At 48.9% G+C, this 14,950-nt stretch carries 14 protein-coding genes; 12 read left to right on the top strand and 2 right to left on the bottom strand.

Annotation, left to right across the window (positions count from 1 at the left end):
* Positions 1–295, top strand: a 295-nt coding sequence (locus C7R93_RS30465; protein ID WP_244191651.1) for a hypothetical protein, incomplete at its 5' end; no start/stop codon positions are given.
* Positions 296–844: 549 nt separating this feature from the next.
* Positions 845–1,303, top strand: a complete 459-nt coding sequence (locus C7R93_RS24450) for a TspO/MBR family protein (RefSeq protein WP_106841262.1) — start codon at positions 845–847, stop codon at positions 1,301–1,303.
* Between the two features lie 12 nt (positions 1,304–1,315).
* Here the strand turns inward: C7R93_RS24450 and C7R93_RS24445 are convergent, their stop codons facing one another.
* On the bottom strand, positions 1,316–2,608 hold the full coding sequence (locus tag C7R93_RS24445; RefSeq protein WP_106841261.1) for an amidohydrolase: 1,293 nt from the start codon (positions 2,606–2,608) through the stop codon (positions 1,316–1,318).
* Between the two features lie 218 nt (positions 2,609–2,826).
* On the opposite strand from C7R93_RS24445, the gene C7R93_RS24440 reads away from it, so the two are divergent.
* From C7R93_RS24440 to C7R93_RS24400, 9 genes are all read left to right on the top strand, one after another.
* The gene (locus C7R93_RS24440; protein WP_482758276.1) at positions 2,827–3,684 is read left to right on the top strand and encodes a MurR/RpiR family transcriptional regulator; all 858 of its coding nucleotides are present in this window, start codon (positions 2,827–2,829) and stop codon (positions 3,682–3,684) included.
* Positions 3,685–3,701: 17 nt separating this feature from the next.
* Positions 3,702–4,739: a serine hydrolase domain-containing protein gene (locus C7R93_RS24435; RefSeq protein WP_106841259.1), complete on the top strand. Its 1,038-nt coding sequence runs from the start codon at positions 3,702–3,704 to the stop codon at positions 4,737–4,739.
* A gap of 25 nt (positions 4,740–4,764) precedes the next feature.
* The gene (locus C7R93_RS24430; protein WP_106841258.1) at positions 4,765–6,036 is read left to right on the top strand and encodes an ABC transporter substrate-binding protein; all 1,272 of its coding nucleotides are present in this window, start codon (positions 4,765–4,767) and stop codon (positions 6,034–6,036) included.
* Positions 6,037–6,122: 86 nt separating this feature from the next.
* Complete coding sequence (locus tag C7R93_RS24425; RefSeq protein ID WP_167402502.1) at positions 6,123–7,067, top strand: carbohydrate ABC transporter permease; 945 nt, start codon at positions 6,123–6,125, stop codon at positions 7,065–7,067.
* A gap of 33 nt (positions 7,068–7,100) precedes the next feature.
* Positions 7,101–7,925, top strand: a complete 825-nt coding sequence (locus tag C7R93_RS24420) for a carbohydrate ABC transporter permease (protein WP_106841257.1) — start codon at positions 7,101–7,103, stop codon at positions 7,923–7,925.
* A complete protein-coding gene (locus tag C7R93_RS24415; RefSeq protein ID WP_106841256.1) occupies positions 7,912–8,883 on the top strand; it encodes an N-acetylglucosamine kinase in 972 nt (323 codons plus the stop codon). The genes C7R93_RS24420 and C7R93_RS24415 overlap by 14 nt, the downstream gene beginning before the upstream one ends.
* A gap of 137 nt (positions 8,884–9,020) precedes the next feature.
* Positions 9,021–10,433, top strand: a complete 1,413-nt coding sequence (locus C7R93_RS24410) for a PAS domain-containing sensor histidine kinase (protein WP_106841255.1) — start codon at positions 9,021–9,023, stop codon at positions 10,431–10,433.
* Between the two features lie 12 nt (positions 10,434–10,445).
* Positions 10,446–10,760: a DUF3870 domain-containing protein gene (locus C7R93_RS24405; RefSeq protein WP_106841254.1), complete on the top strand. Its 315-nt coding sequence runs from the start codon at positions 10,446–10,448 to the stop codon at positions 10,758–10,760.
* A 27-nt stretch (positions 10,761–10,787) separates the two neighbouring features.
* Positions 10,788–12,002 carry a sensor domain-containing diguanylate cyclase gene (locus tag C7R93_RS24400; protein WP_106841253.1) on the top strand — a complete coding sequence of 405 codons (1,215 nt, stop codon included), beginning with the start codon at positions 10,788–10,790 and terminating at the stop codon, positions 12,000–12,002.
* On the opposite strand, the gene nhaC is transcribed toward C7R93_RS24400, so the two are convergent.
* Positions 11,999–13,351 carry a Na+/H+ antiporter NhaC gene (gene nhaC, locus C7R93_RS24395; RefSeq protein WP_106841252.1) on the bottom strand — a complete coding sequence of 451 codons (1,353 nt, stop codon included), beginning with the start codon at positions 13,349–13,351 and terminating at the stop codon, positions 11,999–12,001. The two genes, C7R93_RS24400 and nhaC, sit on opposite strands and share 4 nt — an antisense overlap.
* Positions 13,352–14,009: 658 nt before the next feature.
* Here nhaC and C7R93_RS24390 point away from each other — a divergent pair.
* Positions 14,010–14,933 carry an NAD(P)/FAD-dependent oxidoreductase gene (locus C7R93_RS24390; protein ID WP_106841251.1) on the top strand — a complete coding sequence of 308 codons (924 nt, stop codon included), beginning with the start codon at positions 14,010–14,012 and terminating at the stop codon, positions 14,931–14,933.
* Positions 14,934–14,950 lie beyond the last annotated feature (17 nt).

Below are 14,950 nucleotides of genomic sequence, written 5' to 3'. Positions count from 1 at the left end.
AACAGGAGAAATAAGCGAAGATCTTAGGGACACCGACCGAGACGGAATGCAAAAAGCGAAACACGCTTTTAAGCGTCCACCTCTGAAACACATCCTGAAAGGACTACTTTGGACGCGGTTTCGCTTTTTGCATGGAGTCGTGCAGTCAATCCCCCAGCGGGTGGCCCTAGAAGCTGAGCGTTTTCTCCTGTTTCCTCCCCAGCACTACAGCCACTTGAGGCTCCTGTTATGTGGCTACGGTGAAGAGAAGAATATTTCCAGTCTAGGCTCCAGGCTCCGTCCTGCTGAGGGCTAAGACTGTCCGCTCCGAAGGAATTCGCGGGGGAACGCAAAAGTGGTAGCCGCTTCGTAGCACGGGCACGTTGCGTTTCTGTTGCCCGCGAATCCCTTCTCCGCTCGGTAGGACTCCACAAGTCGCTACGTCTGGAAATATTCTTCTCTGTCGTAACTGATTACGTTCTTCAATCTTTTAAGGCTTTTAAAAGTCGGGTAACACTGAAAGCTCGTAGAGGAAACAGGAGAAATAAGCGAAGATCTTTGGTACACCGACCGAGACGTAATGCAAAAAGCGAAACACGCCCTTAAGCGTCCACCTCTGAAAAACATCCTGAGTGGACCACTTTGGACGCGGTTTCGCTTTTTGCATGGAGTCGTGCAGTCAATCCCACAGCGGGTGGGACAAGAAGCTGAGCGTTTTCTCCTGTTTCCTCCCCGGCACTACAGCAACGTACAAAGAAGTTTTTTAAAATCTCTGAAACTAGCATGAAAAGAGAAGGACCACTCATAGATATAGAAGAGAAAGAAGAGAAAGAAGAGAAAGAAGAGGAAAGGGTGACTTCCTAAGATGAGATTGGTGCACAATATTCTTCTATTTCTTGCGGGAGTGGTCCTCTATTCACTGGGGGGTCTTGCTTTTCCCGACGGTGGGGCCTGGTATGATTCCCTTGCCAAGCCCGGTGGAACACCGCCAATCTACTTGTTTCGTATCATCTGGCTCATTTTATACGCACTCATAGCATGGTCGTTACTGATCTTGATTCAAACGAGGCAGATAGACCGCGAGCTTTTGCTCCTATATGGAATCAATTGGTTCTTTCATCAACTTTTTTTCGTGTTGTTTATCGGTTATCAACTGCTCGTGTTGGCTGCGTTGGATACCATCCTGGTGATGTATTCGACATGGGTGATCATTCGCGCTATTCGTCCCCACCACAAAATCGCATCCTCGCTGCTCATTCCCTATTTCATGTGGAGCGTATTTGCGATGTGTCTCGCGATTGGCTTCTGCGTACTCAACCTGTGAGCACAAAAGAAATTACAGGCCCTCGACAAGTCGGCTGGCTCGCGCTGTTGCTTCTCTCTTTATTTCCTCCCATCGGAGCGTATGGAATTGGCGCTGATACATCAAAATTTCTCCATTAACGATGGTTGTATCCACATCCGCTCCCGTCGCGCTGTAGGCAAGCAGGGCAGGGATGTCATGGGCAGGCTGCAGGTGCGGTTTATCTAGATCGATCAGGATGAGATCAGCTCTCTTCCCGACTTCAAGAGTGCCGACCTCGTGATCGATCGCAAGCAGCTTCGCACTTTCGATGGTAGCCATGCGCAATGCGGCTTCGGCAGGAAGTACCGTCGGATCGCCGTGCTTGAGCTTTTGCACCCAAGTCGCGGCTTTGATCTCGGCAAATAGATCGAGAGTCGTAGCGCTGCCGGCACCATCTGTTCCCATCCCGACAGTGACCCCGGTCTCAATCAGCTCTCTGACAGGGGCGATGCCGCAGCCGAGCTTCAAATTGCTGACAGGGTTATGTGCGACGCCGCCTCTCATCCCGCGAAGAAGCGCGACATCGGACTCATTCATATGAACGGCATGGGCGAGCAAGACATGCGTGTCGTGGAACATGCCCAGTTCATGCAAATACTCCGTGGGAGTCTGATTGTACTTGGCACGGATTTTCTCTACTTCCTCAATCGTTTCAGCCAGATGGATGTGGAGCGGGATATGACGCTTGCGGGCAAGCTCGATGACTCCTTGCAGAGGTTTCGGCGGGCACGTATAAGGAGCATGCGGACCGAGCATCGTCGTGATTCTGCCATCGCCAGCCCCCGTCCAGTTGTCGATGAGGTCTAAGGCTTCGGCCATTCGTCGTCCCCCGTCATCCTCAAGAAAGACCATGCCGCGAGTCAAGGAAGCGCGTATTCCGGAATCAAGTACCGCTTGGGCAACAGCATCCATATGCACGTACATGTCGGCAAAAGCGGTCGTGCCAGAAGCGATCATTTCCGCGATCCCCAGTGTCGTTCCCCAGTAGACATCGTCTCTTGTCATCCGGGCTTCAGCGGGCAGCATCTTTTTGTCCAACCAATCCATCAGCTTGAGGTCATCAGAAAAAGCACGCAGCAAGGACATGCTGGCATGGTTGTGCGCGTTGATGAGACCGGGCATCGTTACCATATTTTTAGCCAATATGACACGGTCTGCTTCTTCTTCAAGGGATGGTCCGATTTTTGAAATTCGACCATCCTCGATCCAAATATCTCCCTGAAATGGCTTCTCTCCCTCGACCATCGTCAAAATCATGCAGCCTTTAATCAGTAACGTTCTCATGAAAAATCCTCCTTTTTATTCCTGTTAGCGATGCAAGCGTAAAGCTTGACGCCACGAGAAAGTCAAGGAGGGAATTTTTAGAAAAACAGAGAACAAATTCAGAAGAGCTGTGCTGAGCTTCGTGGTTTTGAAATATTGTTTATTAGATAACAATTGACGAGAGAAATAATGCTACATAAAATGTAGATAAGATTTGGGGGAAGAGAGCGATGTCACATATGTTAAATGGAGGGCTTGTCAGCCTGCAAGCAATCTTGGATCAATTGAAGCCTTCGGAGCGAAAAGTCGCCGATTTTATTCTGGCTCACCCTGAAGATGTCGTGAAGCTTTCTGTCCAGAAATTGGCAGAATATAGTGGGGTTTCCGAGGCGACGATCATCCGTTTGGCTCGCTCTCTTAATATGAAGGGATATCAAGAGCTAAAGCTACGCATTGCGGGAGATTTGACGAAACAGACGGCGATGGGCAGTTATCAGGAGATTATGATGGAGGGTTCAGTTGAATCGATTATGCAAGCGGTTAGCTGGAACAATATTCAGTCCATCCAGGATACACTCTCCGTCTTGTCCAACGAAGAAGTAAAGAAAGCAGTCGACGTGCTGTCGGTGGCAAGGAAGATCGATGTCTACGGCGTCGGTGCATCGGCAGTCATTGCTGACGATATCCGGCAAAAATTTTCGCGGATTAACCTGTGGTGCGAGGCTTATTCGGATTTTCACGCTCAATTGACGTCCGCAGTCACATTAACGGAAAAAGACGTGGTCATCGGCATATCTTATTCAGGACAGACCGAAGACATTATTCAATCGTTGACGGAGGCCAAGCAGCAGGGAGCGACCATCATTACACTGACCAAATTTGGTCCCTCGCCAGTAGCAGAACTAGCCAACATCCGGCTGTTCACAAGCTCGGTAGAAAAAAGCATTCGCAGCGGAGCCATGGCATCGCGTATTGCCCAATTGAACGTCATCGATATCTTGTTTATTACCATGATCAGCAGGATGCAAGAGCAAGTCATTCCCCTGTTGGAAAAATCAAGGCTTGCTGTCAGTCGGACGAAACGCTCATCAACGTAGGAAAAGGGAGGGAAGACATGGACGATCTGGAGCTGCTCTTGCAAGGATGGGTGGACAACGGTTTGCTGCCGGGAGCTGCCTTGCGAATCGTGCGTGATCGCCGTATCTGGTATGCGTGTGATGCCGGAACGACGAGTATTGGTAAAGACCAGCGGGTGACGCCGGATACCATGTTTGACCTGGCGTCGCTCACCAAAGTGACAGCGACGCTGCCCGCTGTTCTCTTGCTCGTGCAGGAGGGGGTGGTAGCGCTAGATGATCAGATTGGCCGATTTTTCCCCGATTGTCCCGCTGATAAAAAGCGGATCACACTCGCGCAGCTGCTTGCGCATACCTCAGGAATGCCGGCAGATTTGGCAGAGAGAAGACGCGATAGTGAGATCTGTTTGCCAGAGCTGTTGTATGAGCAAGAATTGATTCACAAGCCAGGGGCTCAGGTAGTTTACAGTGATTTGGGAATGATTTGGTTGGGCCTCGTTATCGAGCAAGTAACAGGAGAGCGCTTGGACCAGTTTGTAACCCGGCGCATCTTCACCCCATTGGGCATGACACATACCATTTACCGTCCGAATCAGCAAATTTATCCGAATATTTCGTCTACTGAATATTGCAGCCTCACCAACGCCTACATTACAGGTGAGGTTCATGATGAGAAAGCATTTGCGATGGGAGGGGTTGCCGGACATGCTGGACTTTTTTCAACGGCTGACGATCTGTGCCGATACGCGATGAGTTGGTTGTACCAAGATCCTCGAATACTTGCAAGCGAATGGTACGAACTGGCAATCCGCAATCATACGGAGCAAGCAGATGGCAGTAGAGGGTATGGCTGGGAACTCAATCAAGCATCCACTACGCTGAGCTGTGGAAGCGGCTTGCATCGGAAGAGCTTCGGACATACGGGCTTTACTGGAACAAGCATGTGGATCGACCCGGAGCAACAGTTTGCTGTTATCTTTCTCACCAACGCCGTTCATCTAGGCCGCACTCATCAGCTTCGGCAATTACGTCCGATTTTGCATGATGCTGTTACGGCCCAGCTTTTGCAGACCTAAGGGAAGAAAAAGGGGAGGGTTTCGCATGAAGCAATTTCGTTTTCGCTATGTAGGTTCTATCGTGTTGGCTGCGGTTATGGTGGTTACAGGATGTAGCAGTGGAGGAACCGAAACAGAGTCTGGTGGAGGACAGCAGGTAACACTCTCCATGCATAGCTGGCGTGTAGAAGACACGGAGGGCTACAAAGCAATCATCAAAGCTTTTGAGGCAGACAATCCGAATATCAAGATCGACTTCAAACCATTCAAAGCAACGGAGTACAATACCATCCTCAACACGGCGCTCCAAAGTGATAGTGGTCCAGATATTTTGCAGCTTCGTCCCTACGCTCCGGGGATTACCCTGGCTGAAGCTGGACATCTAGAGCCTCTCGACAATGTGCCAGGCATATCTACCATGCCCAAAGACGTCCTCGCAGCGGCTACAGGCAAAGATGGTAAAGTTTACGGTGTCCCACTATCCCTGAACTCCACACAATTTTACTACAACAAGAAAATCTTCGAGCAAAATGGCCTTCAGGCACCGAAAAGCTGGGATGAGTTGATCGCGACAGCCAAAGCATTGAAAGAGAAAGGAATCGTCCCGATCTCTTTTGGAGCAAAGGAAGGCTGGCTCCTCTCTCTCAGTCATGGTGTGATTGCTCCAGCTAGCTACAGCGGAACGGACTATCTCGATAAGCTGCTGAAAGGAGAAAGTGACCTAAAAAGCGCCGAGTTCCTCGAAACTGTGCAGCGTATGCAAGAGCTTATCCCTTATTTCCCGGAAAATTATGTAGGTCTCGAATTGAACGATATGCGGACGTTGTTCGCCATGGAAAAAGCAGCGATGTTCATCAATGGCAGCTTTGAACTGGAAGGAATCAAAAAGCTCAACCCGGATTTGCCGCTTGATTTCTTCCCAATGCCAACAGATGACGGAAAACAAGTCCTGACAACTTGGGTCGATGGCTCCTATGCCGTCAATGCCAAGTCCAAGCACAAAGCAGAGGCACTGAAGTTCATGGAATTCATGGCGACGAAAAAGTTTGGGGAGCTATTCGCCAACCAGTTCAAACGAATCAGCGCAGTGCCGGGAGTATCGACCGATGATCCGTTAGTAAACAAGATGGCAGAGCTGTCCCAAACCAGCGCCACACCATATTTGATGGTCGTCAACTTCGCGGAAGGAAAACCGACCACGAAGCAAACATTAGAAAACGCACTCCAAGGAATGTATTTAGGCAAACTCACCCCGGAGCAGGTTGTAGAAGAAGTACAAAAGTCGGCGGCTACCTGGTTCCCTCCCTTTAAAAAGTAGAAAATAGCAGACGGATTCGGGAGTGGACCCTCGTTGGATTCACTCCTGGCTTCTGAACAGGCCGCGATGATTTTCGAAAAAAAGGGGTGGGTATCATCGAGACGGTAAACAGGAAAGGCATTCGAACAAAGGGGCAAGCTCGCTGGCTGATTCACTTGTTTCCGCTGCCCGCGCTTGTTATTTACACGTTGTTTGTCGTGTATCCGATCTTTTCGGCATTCTTATACAGCTTGTACGACTGGAACGGCATCAAGCGCGGGGTTTTTGTCGGACTGCAAAATTTCATTACGCTGTTTACGGTGGAGCCTTTCAACGAAATGTTCTGGAATGCTTTTCGGCATAATGCCCTCTACTTTGTGGTCGAGATGATTATGCAAAATGGGATCGCTTTCGGACTGGCTTTTCTCATCTATCGCAAAATACGCGGTTCCGGGTTCCTCAAGATTGCTTATTTCATGCCAAGGCTGTTGTCAGTGATTGTAATTGGGTTTTTATGGAAGTTGATTTTAAATCCGAATTACGGTGCACTCAATACCATTTTGGAAAAAATTGGCCTAGAGGAGTGGGCCAGACCATGGCTCGGTGACCCAGATACAGCACTTCTCGCGATTATTTTGATTAACTGCTGGTTTGGCATAGGTTTTGCCATGCTGATCTTTTTGGCGGGACTTCAGTCGATCCCGGAGGATTTGATCGAGGCTGCGAGATTGGATGGGGCAACAGGCTGGCGGATGCTGTGGAAGATTATTTTGCCGCTTTGTATGCCAGCGATTACGATTATGACGATTTTTACGTTCATTCAGGCGTTTGAAGCGTTCGAGCTCGTCTACGCCATGCAAGGCTCGATGGGTGAGCCCTTTTATTCGACGGATACGCTGGCTGTATACTTTTATCGCATGGCGTTTAGCAGTGGCGCTGGGGATGTCACACTTGGACTCGGTTCGGCGTTGGCTGTCGTGTTGTTTTTCATCGTCGGGTCTGTGTCGGCGCTGTCACTCTATTTGATGAGGAAGCGGGAAGTCCAACACTAATTGCGTGTTCCTAAGTGGAAAGGAGGATGCGATGTGAAGATGACTGTGGGTGGGAGAACTGTATCTTATGTACTGGCGTATTTATTCGCGTTAGTCGCACTATATCCAATCGTACTGATGATTGCTTCTTCATTGAAAACGAATATGGAGATTTTTGCGAGTCCGCTTTCCCTTCCGACAACGTTTAGCCTGGATACGTACAAAAAGCTGTGGGAAGTCGTGCCTTTTGCGGACTTTTTATGGAACAGTGTATTCGTTAGTACCATGTCAGTATTGCTGATTACGGTTTTTTCAGCGATGGCGGCCTTTTACTTGTCGCGGTTTTCCTTTAAATGGACAGGGGGGCTATATTTCTTTTTCATTATTGGCCTGATGATTCCGATCAAGCTGGGGATCGTTCCCTTGTTTTTGCTGATGAAGAATCTCGGCCTCTTGAATTCACTGTGGTCGCTGATTTTGATTTATACGGCGAGTGGCATTCCGATCTCTGTATTTATTTTGACGGGCTTCTTTCGGACACTGCCGATTGAGTTGGAGGAAGCGGCGCGGATCGATGGGTGCAGCCATTTTCAGGTGTTTTGGCGCGTGCTCTTGCCGCTGATTCGTCCGGCCTTGGCTACCGTGATCATTATTAATTTCATCCATGCGTGGAACGACTTTTTCTTCCCGTTGATTTTCATTCAGGAGGAAGCGCTCAAGACGATTCCGGTAGGCATGATGGTGCTGTTTGGGGAGTATGAAACGGATTGGAGCCTGCTGTTTGCTGGGCTCACGTTGTCTGCCTTACCGATGATCGTCGTGTTTTTGATGGCATCGAAGCAGTTTATGGAGGGGTTGACGGCAGGTGCAGTCAAGTAATGGGAAAAAGTGGTTTATCGGGATCGATGGAGGCGGAAGCAAAACTAAGGCAGCCATCTGCAATGAGGCGGGACAGGTACAGGCAATTGTGGCGGGGGAATCATCAAACCCGCTTTCTAGAAGCTGGGGAGATGTGGAAGCTACTCTACGCCAACTCATTGATGCTGTGAGGATAAAGGCAGGGGCCAAAGAAGAGGAAGTAGCTGGTCTGTTTATCGGACTTGGCGGTGCAGACCGTCCGCAGATCAAGGAGAGATTACAGCATGCCTTTGCCGATGAGTGGGGAGAACGGCTGTTGATTGATAATGATGTAATCGCAGCCCTTTACGCTGGGACGTGGGGGCAGCCAGGCATCGTTCTCCTAGCCGGTACGGGCTCGATTGCCTGTGCCTTTTCAAAAGAGGGGGCGCGACACCGTGTAGGCGGATGGGGGTATCTGATAGGAGATGAGGGCAGCGGGTTTGATTTGGGCAAAAAAGCGGCAATCGCCGTCATGCGCGAATACGATGGGCGCGGTGAATCGACAGTGCTGACGCGACTGTTTATGGACTATTATGGCGTGGAGCGGCCTGATGAGCTGATCAGCCTGATCTACGAGGGAAGCAATCCGCGAATGGAGCTGGCAAAAACGAGTCAGCTCGTGGAACAAGCTGCCGCACTAGGCGATCCGGTGGCGAATGCATTGATCATGCAAGCAGTGGAAGATTTGTTAGAATTAGCAGATGCTTGCTTAAAAAAGGTCCAGAAGCCCGTACCAGTCGTTTTGGCAGGAGGATTGTTAACGGCCAGTACAATACTTCGGGAACAACTAGTTGCGAGAGCTTCGTTTCAAACAGTCATTCCCACCGTCCCCCCTGTCGTCGGAGCGCTGGTTGCGGCTGTTACACAGCTGGGCTTAGTTGTAGACGGGAAAATAGCAGATCAACTGCGTGTCAGCGCAGCGTTACTGGAAAAATAGTACATTTTAATTTTTCCGAGGGATGGAAACAACAGAACGAATAGGGTAAAATTGGATGAGAATAGGATTTGAGAACGTTGCAGGCTATTTCCTTAATTTGGAGTAGCCGTTTTCTCGTCCCAGGAGGGAGGGGCACGATGAAAAACTTATTGGACAGTGGATGGAGAAGTGGTCATCTCTATCGTTCCTTTTTTGATCAAATGATTCAGGCCACTTTTCTGCTAGATCAATATGGTAAAGTTTTTAAAGGGAATCCTGCCTGCCAAGTGTTGAATGGCTACTCTGTAGAAGAATGGGAAGGGTACTCATTTTGGAAGCTGGCTGTTTCGGAAGAACAGGAAATGGTACGTCTTCAAACCCAATTTGCGATGAATGGCGATCCGAGACCATTTTTCACCGCTTTTCGTCATAAGGATGGGACAAGTATTCCCGTGCATATTACATATGGAACCTTTTGGGAGGAAGGCACGTCTATTGGGTATTATGCGATGGTGCAGAAGCTTCCGACCGTATTTGGGGACAGTCATGGTCCCAAACAGTGCAGAGTATTGGATATTTCCGGGGAAGGTGCGTTCATCTACCATGCTGGGGAGCTTCAATACGTCAACCAAGCAGGGATTCAACTAGTTGGGGCATCCGGCTTTGACGAGCTGTTATGGTATCCGTTTCAGTCGTTTTTCCATCCGCGTGATGTATCGAAGATCAAGGGGCTTCTTCGCATTTTAGAAGAGGGGGAAACGGCCGCGCCGATAGAGGTCGAGCTGATCCGCTTGGATGGCAGTCGGACGGAGGTAGAAGTGTGTGGAACATCTGTGACGATTCAGGACAAGTCCTCCATGTATATACTGATCCGCGATATTACGGAACGCAAACGGGCGCAAGAATTTTTGCAAAACTCGGAAAAACTCGCGCTGGTCGGGCAATTGGCGGCAGGGATCGCACATGAGATACGCAATCCGCTGACCTCGCTAAAAGGCTTTGTGCAATTAATGCAAAAGGATGGCATGAGAAAGCCGGAGTACTTTTCGATTATGAGCTCGGAATTGGCGCGCATCGAGATGATTGTCACGGAGCTGTTGGTCTTGGCGAAGCCGCATACTGCGGTGTTTGAAGCCCGCGATCTGTCCAACCTAATCACGCATGTGGTTACGCTCTTGGAGACGGAGGCGATTTTGAATAAAGTCATGATTCAGGTCGTTTTCGAATCGGAAGTCCCCTTGATCCATTGCGATGAAAATCAATTGAAGCAAGCCTTCATTAACTTTTTGAAAAATGGGATCGAAGCGACTTCAGGGAATGGAGAAATTGTGATCCGCCTGCGCTGTGAAGATGACCGAGTCGTCATTCGGTTTGAAGACAATGGGGTGGGGATTCCGGCTAATCAGCTGGCGAGATTGGGAGAGGCCTTTTTCACGACGAAGGAAACGGGGACGGGGCTGGGATTGATGGTGAGCCGCAAAATCATCGAGAACCATCGGGGGACCCTGCGGTTGATAAGCACCCCAGGTAACGGAACGGCAGTCGAGGTATGCTTGCCGATCAGTAGCTAGGAGGACGACTAGATGAACAACAATACGGTACTGACAGCAGGTTTCGCCCAAATCCCCAAGGGAACTACCTTGTACGAGGTTTCTACTATGGTAGGCTGTGTACTCATCATCGATGTAGACGCCGAAGTGATTTGCGACGCCAGCTTTACCTTTGTCATGGACAAGACGAGCGAGTTTTTGGTGAGCTTGCTTGTAGGCAAGACGGTTGCAGATGGAATGCAGGATATCACGAAGGCGATCCAAGAACGTTTTCTAGCACCTGGTCAAGGAGCTGTCTTGCAAGCTATCCGTGCAGCTATTGAGCGATATCATGAAAAAAAAGCGTAAAGCTACCCAATAGCCGGAGGGTTGAATATGCATGAGAAGCATGTCGTTAGAGAAGCGTATGCAAGACAGCTGTTGGAGCGTTATAGCCAATGGCTTGGCAACATAGAAGAAGTCGAGCTTGGCGAGGTCGAAGCGTTATCTCGAGAGGTAGACAGTATGCTGTCGGAACAGGACAGTGTTTTGCATGCAGAATTGCTGAAGCAGATTGTGGAGCTGCGCAATAAGGTAACCGAAATGATGTGGATCTCCGAGCATATGAAAATTTTACACGATCTCAGCCACATTTTTGCCAAAACGTTTGAGGAAAGCAAAATTTTGTGGAAAGCATTCGAACTGGTCTCGCGCGTCATGCGTGCAGATGCTTTCTTTATTGCCTTTTATGATGAAGGAGACAGTGAGATCAAAATCCCGATCAGCATCGATAGTGAAGTCAATTACGGTCCGCTCACGATACCCTATGGGCAGGCGATGGTGTCCAAAGTGATTGATACACGGGAAACTATCCACATCAAGACGATGAAGAACGAGCCAAGCGAGCCAGAAATGATTCGCTGGGGAAGCCCGGAAATTGATACGAATACATGCATTTTCGTTCCACTCATGCTGGGGAATCAGATCAAAGGCGTTATTTCTGCCCAGTCTTATCGAGAATTCGCCTATAAAAAAGAGCACGAGGAACTACTGAAAATCATTGGTTTTCAGGTAGCAAGTGCTATCGAGACCGCGCGTTTGTATGAGCGAATGTACCAGATGTCGTTTCAGGATGAGCTGACTGGGATTGCAAACTATCGTGCTTTCCACCGTGATTTGGAAAAGCTGCTGAGTGAAGAGGATACGTCTGTCTCTTTGATCATGCTGGATTCAGACAGCTTGAAAGCGGTGAACGACCATTATGGTCATCATGCAGGGGACGCACTGATCAAGCAAATTGCCGAAGCGATGAAAGAAGTGGCTGGACCAGAGGATACTGCGTATCGTTATGCGGGAGACGAGTTCATGCTGCTCTGCCCAGGATCGTCCATGGAGTTGGCTGAGGAAAAAGCGCATGCCATTCGAGAATATTTGCGCTTGCGCCCCTTAACACAGGACGATTGCTGCATTTTGATTGCGGTCAGTGTTGGCATTGCGCGCTACCCCCAAGACGCAAACACGGCAGATAGCTTGAAGCGGGCAGCAGATGAGGCACTGTACCGCTCCAAGCGCAAAGGAAAAAATTGTACGACCGTGTATGCAGCCGGCTAAGCTTTCTGCTGACGCATGGCGAATAGAAACGTCAGTATGGGAGAGACCCACAGGTAAATGACATAAGGCAAGTATTCCAGTGTGGATACATGCAGGGTAGCTGTAAAGAATGCACCACTTACGCCCCATGGAATGAGTGGGTTGACGAGTGTCCCGCAGTCTTCGAGAGTACGAGACAGTCGTCTGGCCGCCATTCCCCGAGCTGCAAATGCTTCACGAAACATTTGCCCAGGGAGCAGGATGGACAAGTATTGTTCTCCTGTCAGAAGATTCACGAGAATAGAAGAAGATCCGGCAAGTCCGACCATCTCAGCATCCCGTTTGATTCGATTGATGAATCCGGAAAAGAGAGCATGAAACACACCGCTGTATTGCAGGATACCACCTAAAGACAAGGCAATCAGAATCAAGGCGAGGGACCAGGTCATCGACAACAGTCCACCGCGGTCAACAATCGATGCAACGGCTTCATTGGCGATATTGCTGACGAAGCCTTTTTGCATGACCGTCATCCATTCGACGGGAGAGGTAACTCCTTCCGAAAGCGCAGCTGTGACAATCCCACTCAAAATCCCGAATACCAATGTAGGCAAAATCGGCTTTCGCAGCGCTGAACATAACAGGACGACGAATGCTGGTAGCAGCGATAAAAGGCCAAGCGAGAAGTTTTGTTCCAGAGCAAGCTGGATTTCTTGAATGGCGTCTAGATTAACACTGGCACTTTGTCCTTGAATTCCGAAGAAAATCGCGGTAATGATAAGGGCAGGAATGGCAGTGCGTGACATGAACTTGACGTGCTCCGACAAAGTAACGCCCGCAATTGCTGCTGCAAAGTTGGTCGTATCGGAGAGCGGCGACATTTTATCCCCAAAGCATGCCCCACAAATAATGGCTCCGGCTGTAATTAACGGATCAAGTCCGAGTGCAGTGGAGACCCCCATCATAGCGACCCCTACTGTACTAATCGTGGTAAAAGAGCTTCCTGTAACGGAAGAAACGATTACCGTCAGAAACAGAGCAGAGAGTGTGAAGTACTCCGGTGAGATGATCGAAATGCCGAGATGCAGAATCATCGGAACGGTACCACTCATCATCCATACCCCAATCAAAATGCCGATTAAGGAAAGAATCAGCATGGGGGCAATCGCGGTTTGAATTCCTTTGATCAAGCCCTCCTCCATTTGCTTCCACGAAACGCCGAACAGGAAGAGAAGCGTGGCAGCTCCAATGGTTGCGAGGAAGAGCGGCATATGCGGCTCAACTTTGCCCCAGAAAAGGGCGGGAAACAAGATTCCGAATACGGTGACAAGCACCCAAATGCTTTGAGAAAAAGATAATGGCTTATTCATAATGGCAACTCCTTGTTAAATCAGGCTGAAGCAGTGAGAAGGTACATTTATACTTTCGTACTTTTGTGCTTTCTTGCTTTTTTGCTTTTGTGCGTTCAAGTGTTAGTGGTACTTTATCCTGATTTACTTGTTTCGTCAACGAAATGGATTGAATTCGGAATCGTAAAATAATACAGATAAGTATGTATGTGTAAGGGACAATCCCGTAAGTCTAGTATAGACGAAAGGAATTGTCCCTCTATCTTTATAAGCAAAGTCAACTACTCTGGAAATCTACAACACCATCCACATGATCGCCCCCATGTTTCTTGCCAGTAACACAGGTGACAAAAATCTGGAAATGGATTAGGACCAGGTGGACATTGTACCAAACGACCATTTATTTTCTTGAACTTCTTGGATTTTTTCTTTTTCAAAAGATATCACCTCTTTTCAGAAGATGTAAGGTAGCGTATTCGGCTTATTTCTTATTTGATTGGACTTGTTGTCTCAGATGCTGAAAATGGATGGCCTTCAAAAGTAGGGGAGTAGTTCTGGAAAATCCTTATTTAAAATAATTATAAAAAGATATTGACTTTCAAATTATATCAAGTACAATGATAATTGTTCCTAGTTGATAATAATTATAATTTGATAATAAGGAAAGGGGGCGCCGCTCATGTATGATGTCATCATTATCGGTGGAGGACCGGCTGGTACATCCGCTGCCATTTATACAGCTCGTGGAAATCTAAAGACGCTCGTCATCGATAAGGCACCCGGAACAGGGGCACTTGCCCTGACACATAAAATCGCCAACTACCCAGGAGTGGAAGGCGAGATGACTGGCAAGGAACTATTGGATAAAATGCGCAGACAAGCGGAGGGCTTCGGTGCAGAATTCATTCAGACTACGATTTCTGCGGTAGATGTAGAGGATGAAGAAAAAAGTATCTTTACGGCGCATGGTACTTTCGAAGCGAAGGCTGTGATCGTAGCGACTGGTTCCAAAGGACGTAACCGAATGCTCCCAGGAGATGAGCAATTGCTCGGGCGAGGCGTAAGCACTTGCGCGACATGCGACGGAGCTTTTTATGAAGGCAAGCACGTGGCGGTCATCGGTGATACCGAGGAAGCATTGGAAGAAGCGCATGCGCTAACCAAATTTACGGACAAAATCACTTTCTTGGTGCCACGCGCTGATCTTCAAGGCGTAGAAGAACTACCTGAGTTGCCAAACACAGAAATGCGTTTCCGTACACGCCCTCTGGAAATCGTGGGGGAGAAGGCGGTCGAAGGGTTGCGCATTCGCACGGCAGAAGGAACAGAAGAAATGCTGTCCGTAGACGGAGTCTTCGTCTTCCTGTCTGGCAGCAAGCCCGGTACCGATTTCTTGGATGGACAAGTCCCCCTCGATGATGAAGGATTTATGATTCTAGATGAGTTCATGCAGTCTTCTGTTCCAGGCGTATTTGGAGCGGGTGAGGTACGCAAAACAGCTGTGAAGCAAGCAGTAGTCGCTGCGGCAGACGGTGCCATTGCGGCCATGGCTGTAGACAAATACATCAACAAGCGATCTAAAGTCGTCCCACAATACAAATAGAAGAAAGGGAGAGAATC

This window comes from Brevibacillus fortis (genome assembly GCF_003013395.1).
Lineage (GTDB): Bacteria > Bacillota > Bacilli > Brevibacillales > Brevibacillaceae > Brevibacillus > Brevibacillus fortis.
The sequence above is the reverse complement of the archived record's forward strand: the minus strand, read 5'-3'. Positions and strand labels throughout refer to the sequence as shown.